Origin of the sequence: Bacteroides sp. CAG:633 (genome assembly GCF_000435115.1) — a bacterium.
GTDB lineage: Bacteria > Bacteroidota > Bacteroidia > Bacteroidales > Bacteroidaceae > Bacteroides > Bacteroides ndongoniae.
Genome location: NZ_FR883070.1, coordinates 1 through 5586, shown reverse-complemented (window position 1 = coordinate 5586; position 5586 = coordinate 1). Strand labels below are relative to the sequence as shown.

Annotated in this window: 4 protein-coding genes; all 4 read right to left on the bottom strand. The window is 53.7% G+C overall.

Annotation, left to right across the window (positions count from 1 at the left end; all coding sequences use genetic code 11):
• Positions 1-1706, bottom strand: a 1706-nt coding sequence (locus QVP67_RS07975) for a DUF4980 domain-containing protein (RefSeq protein ID WP_288180027.1), incomplete at its 3' end; no start/stop codon positions are given.
• A 265-nt stretch (positions 1707-1971) separates the two neighbouring features.
• Complete coding sequence (locus QVP67_RS07970) at positions 1972-4317, bottom strand: TonB-dependent receptor (protein WP_441293834.1); 2346 nt, start codon at positions 4315-4317, stop codon at positions 1972-1974.
• Between the two features lie 183 nt (positions 4318-4500).
• The gene (locus QVP67_RS07965) at positions 4501-4854 is read right to left on the bottom strand and encodes a DUF2023 family protein (RefSeq protein ID WP_022163039.1); all 354 of its coding nucleotides are present in this window, start codon (positions 4852-4854) and stop codon (positions 4501-4503) included.
• Between the two features lie 27 nt (positions 4855-4881).
• Positions 4882-5391: a flavodoxin FldA gene (fldA, locus tag QVP67_RS07960; protein WP_022163038.1), complete on the bottom strand. Its 510-nt coding sequence runs from the start codon at positions 5389-5391 to the stop codon at positions 4882-4884.
• Positions 5392-5586: the final 195 nt, after the last annotated feature.

The following is a 5586-nucleotide window of genomic DNA, read 5'->3' as shown; positions in this document are numbered from 1 at the left end:
AGGTGATATGTCTTACCTTCGCACAGCGAGAGCGGGGCCCAGGTGCCCAGGGCGAAATCGTTGATGTAGCTCACTGATTCGGTCTTGCGGTGATCGTCGGTCTCTTTGGCGTGAGGTTCAGATTTCTCGCCGAAAGCGGTCAGTCCGCTTAGGGTACGGTCCATGACGAGGCGGCCAGCCTTCATGTCGAGGTAGATGTCCACCTTTTCGCCTTTATCGTTCAGCAGTAGGAAGCCTGTGGTTTGTGCCTTGCCCGGGGTGATGTCCATTTCCAGTTCGCAAGCGCCTTCGGCACCGGTAGCCAGCGAGCCAACCAGATGTCCGCCTTCCAGGGTGAAGTCGTTGACGGGTGTAGTGCCTTTGCGCAGGCCTTCGGTCTCCTTCACGGCATTGGCAGCCATGTAGATTTCACCGTCCTTGGTGTAGAGTGAAAGCTCGCGAGGCAGGGCGTTAGCACCGCGGTACTGACGGATGGGGGTTACGTTGGCATACTGCCAGTTACTCATCCAGGGAACTGCGATGGTGCGGTCGCCGGTGTTCGAGAAGCAGACAGTAGCGTAGTGGTCCTTACCGAAGTCGAGCCACTTGGTGACGCTCTTGTCGTTGTCGCACTTGAATTCCTTGCCATCGAACTCGCCTACGAAATATTCCGTAGCACTACCGCCGAAGGGGCAACCGGGGTTGATGTTGACAATCATCACCCACTTCATGTTGTCCTTGTTGCCATCGACAGGCAGCTGTACAAAGTCGGGACATTCAAACTGGTTGGGTTGTACGCCATAACCTTCGCCAAACTGGCTGAGGTATTCCCAGTTCTTCATGTCGGTGGACGAGTAGAAACGCATGTTCTTGTCGGCAGAAACAATCATGTACCACTTCTGTGCGGGTTCGTACCAGAAGACTTTCGGGTCGCGGAAGTCCTTCAGTCCGTCGAACGGAGTCAGGATGGGGTTCTTTTCGTACTTGGTGTAGGTGCGGCCGTTGTCGTTGCTGTAGGCCATGCACTGTATCTGTCCGTGCTCGTCGCTGGCCGAGGTGTAGAAAGCAATCATGGCGTCCTTGCCGTAGCCGGCGCTGTTGTTCTTGTCGACAACGGAGCTACCCGAGAAGATGTGTCCCAGCGTGTCGCGTGCGATGGCCGGGTCGAGGTGTTCCCAATGAATGAGGTCGCGGCTGACGGAGTGTCCCCAGTGCATGTTGCCCCACTTCGATCCGTAGGGGTTGTACTGGAAGTACAGGTGATATTCGCCGTCTTTGTAGACCAGACCGTTGGCGTCGTTCATCCAGCCATAGAGCGGCGTGTGGTGATAAACGGGACGGTAATAATCGGTATTGGTAGTATCGAAAGTATCGGCCAGGCGGATGCTGTCCCAGCAGATGGCGTTAGCTGCCACGCGACCAATGGTTACAGTGGCTTCTTTGGCTCCCTGCGGCAGGGCGAAAGGCACGTAATACTCCACGCTGTCTACAGCCAGACGCACGTCCATCGCCATGTCGGCCGGACTGCCGGTATCGAGTTTCACCTTACCCTCGGCACACGATTCCTGAATGGGGAGGATGAGGTATTTCTTGGGATTGCTAATGTGAACGATGGTGAGTGTATCGCCCTGATGTTCGAGGCGGATACCGTTGTTCTGCGGCTGGCAGGCGCTGAGTGCGGCAACCGTTGCCAAAGCCATTGTCAGATGATTGAAATTAAGTTTCATGGTTGCAATATCTGTTTTATATGTTTAAAGATACGAATTAAAATGTTATCCGAAAACAATCTATCTGCCTTTTATAAATTAAAGTGAAGGAGCCACCAGATGAAAGAATTGTAGAGGTGTTTCTATCGGTTGTTCCCCGAAGGGAACATCAGGAATCAGGAAGCCTAACCTATTGCTTCGTCTCCCGTCGCAGGAGGAATGATTCATTTAAAAGACGGTCTGTGTGTCTCCTTCACTTTCCGGCTTCCCGATTCCTTTTAGGGTTTCAGAACTTCAGGCTGGCGCTGAATTCTACGGTGAACGGACGGATGTAGCTACCTGCCATCACGTGTCCGGCATACTGTCCGGCATCTTCCTTTTCGATAAGTTCGGCACCGGCAATGCTGCCTTTAGCACCTGTCTGGTTCAGGAAGTTGACTACGGTACAGCCCAGGGCAAGTTTATCGTTTACCTGCCAGTTCAGTCCGCCGAAGGTTTCCCAGCGGCCGTTGAAGTAGTAGGCGTCGTTAATGTTGGCGTATGTCTTGCTGAAGTAACGGAAGCTGGTCCAGATCTTCAGGTCTTTGGTGATCATGTAGCTGGGGTCGATTTCGACGATGACCTGTGGAATCTCGGCTACGATGTTGCCGGTAGCGTTGATCTGACCTACATAGCCGTCGGAGAAGGTGACGGAAGTCTCGTACTTCTTATAGGTCGGCTTCTGGTAGGTGAAGAGGAAGTGGAAATCAAATCCCTTGAACGGATGGGTTACCACGTCGGTAGTCCAACCCAGCGTTTTGATGTCGTAAGTCAGCGGAGCGGCCATGATTTCGGTCTGACCGGCGGCTGTCTTGTGTTGCAGGTTCAGCGTAGAGTTGTTGTTGGTCTTCGAGATGTAGGAGAACAATGAAGTCAAACTCAACCACTCGTTGTTGTAGTAGATACCGGCACGTCCCAGGGGAACGGAAATCTTATCGGTATTGGGCAGTGTGGCGGGAGCAAAGTTCTCGATCTTCGGGTGCTGGGTGATGTAAGTGAAGTCACCTGTCAGTCCGAACTGTCCGGTCAGCTTATAAGTAGCGGCGGCAGTCAGGGCGTAGTTCAGCCAGTCGTAGCTCATGGGCGTGGGGGCTATCTTGGTGCCGTCGGCAGCAGTAGCACCCAGGTAATAGTCGGCGAAACGGCCTACGTAGTTACCCTCGGCATTCTTCACGGCTGCATTGTCGCCACGCAGAGCCTGATATTCCAGACGGGCACCGTAGTACAGGTTCAGCTGGTCGGTTACGTCCCAGTCGTGGGTGAAGTAAAGGGCTATCTTGTTTTCGTGTCCCTTGTAATATTCGGATGCATTCTTGTTGAAGTCGTAATAGTAACCGTTTCCGGCATAGGTGCGGTCGGCGTAAGTAGCATAGTCGGCATTGTAGAGGCGCACGGGGTAGCTGCCGTCGGTAGGTACAGACTGGTCGTACATGGTAGTGGCCGATGCGTAGTCGATGTCGTAGTACCACTCGTTCAGTCCTAAGCGCCACGTACTGTTGCCCACTTTACGCGACAACTCGGTGGTGAACATGAAGGAGTCGATGAACCCGCGGTTCAGACACGACATACGGCTTTGTACGTAGTCGCCAGTATAGGGTTTCATGCTGCCGTCGGCTGCTTCGTACAGGTAGTTGATGCCTGCTTCGTTCTGGTCGAGCGACATCGGGGTCTGATAGACGCACGAACCGGTGGAGTGGTCGTACTTCATAATGGTCTTCCAGTTCAGGCCGTTGTCCCAAGTGTAGTTGTTCATCAGGGTAAATTCGCTGCCTTTGTTCTGCACGGCGTCGTAGAGGTTGGTCTTGCAGACTTCTCCGGTACGCATGTCGCGGTATACCATTTCGTTGTCCATCGGCAGGTAAGAGGTAGTTCCGAGGGCAAACTGGCCGAACTCCTTCACACTACCGTCGCCCACGTAGACGAAGGGAGCCGACTGAGTGGCGTACATGTAGACGGGATGGCTGTTGCTGTAGTGATAGATGGCGGTCAGTTCGCCGCGGCCTTCGTTGTACTTCTTGGTGAGGGCGAACTTATAGATCTGTGTGCGGTCCTGGAAGGGAGTCGATTTGATTTTGAACGTTCCCGGGTCGAAGTCCTGATAGATGCTTCCGCTGTAGTACCAATCCTTGGCGATGTCGCCGTTCAGGTTGAGCGAGAACTCCTGCATACCGAAGTGGTTGCTCTTATAGTTGAGTGTTCCGTTGAATCCTTTTTGTCCGAGTTGGGTGAAGGAGTTGACGGCGTAACCGATGTTGCCGGTCGTGATGGCCGTTTCCGAGATTTTCAGCAGTCCCACGTGGCTCAGGCTGGCGTCGGCGCGCCACAGAGAGTTAACGGAGTGCGGGTTGGTGGCATAAGTGACGGGGATGCCGTTTTCCAGCACGTTGACGTCGGCCGAGGGGAGTCCGATCTGGATTTCGCGCGGGCCGTTGGCACTGGCGGCGTTCAGCATGACGTTACGGTTACCTTCTTCTTTACTGTTCGAAGAATCATCGTTCTTGGAGGAAGCATTCTGTTCCTGCGCCAGCGCGCTTCCACATGTCAGAGCCAGAAGCACTGCGGCTGTACCGGCCTGTCGGAAAATTTGTTTCATACCTTTTTTCATGGTATCTGAATTTAGTTGTTAAACGAAAGTATTTCTTGTTTTCAAACGCTGGGCAAATGTAGGCATTGCATACTTCCGGGTATGAAACAGATGTTTCGGATGCTGACAAAAATGTTGCATGAAACATTTGTTGCAACAGATGTAACATGCGTTATAGTGCATCCAGGAGACTCAGAGGCGGGATTTGCGGGCGCAGTAGCGCTTGCACTGCGCACAAAGGTCGTATTCCAACATGGCACCCAGGATGAAGTCTTCCTCGGGCGTCAGCCGGTTCAGCGGTTTGTCGACCATGCAGGCAATGGCATGGATGCATTCGGGTTTGCCGAAGAACAGATTAATCTTCGATTCGTCAACCGGGCGTACCAGATAGGCAATGTGCTGACTTTGCAAGCGCGCCACAGCAAAGGCCTCGTACCGCCGGTTGACGGTATAGAGCACCATCTGGCGCACGCCTTTCTTGAACTCGTAAACGTGGTTGAGGAAAACCTTCAGATCACCGGGGTGCATGTCGGGAGAGAGAGTCATATAAGTACTACAGGGTAAAGAGAACAATTAATCCAGAAGAGGCCTCAAGGTGGCAATCCAGTCGTCGATGCGCTGTGGGGTGCGGTCGCTCTCGTTCACCTCGTCGAGGGCCAGTCCAACAAAGTTACCGTCGACCACTGCAACGGACGAGGAAAACATGTAACCGTCGGCACTGACACCACCCCCGATGAAGTGGCATCCACTGCCTTTCAGACCTTCGTACAAGAGGCCCATCGCATCGCAGAACGTGTCGGCATACGATTCCGAATCGCCACAGCCGAACAGGGCCACATCCTTGCCCGTCAGGTCGGACGAATTCAGCACCCGGATGCCGTCGTACCAGTCGTCTTGCAGTTCGCCGTCGCCCCAGGTCGAAGTGCCCAGCAGCAGTACGTCGTATCGGGCCACGAGATCGGCCGAAAGCCGGTCGGCGCTATGCACATCGCCCTTGTCCACACCCAGCCGGTCGGCAATCATGCCGGCCAGCTCTTCACAGGTTCCGGTACTGGAACCATAAAAAATTCCGATTCTTTTCATTGCAACTAACAGTTTTTGATTGTCCGTTGCAAAGTAAAGGCTTTGGCCGAAGCTGTGAAATACCCAGAAATAGGCTTTCTGAAGCTGCCGTCTACCTACATGAAGTTAGCTTTTCAGGGGGATGCGTGAGGGACGTTTGAGCGGCGCAAGTGTCGCTCGCGAACAACACAAGTGTGGCTCGCGAGCCGTGCAAGT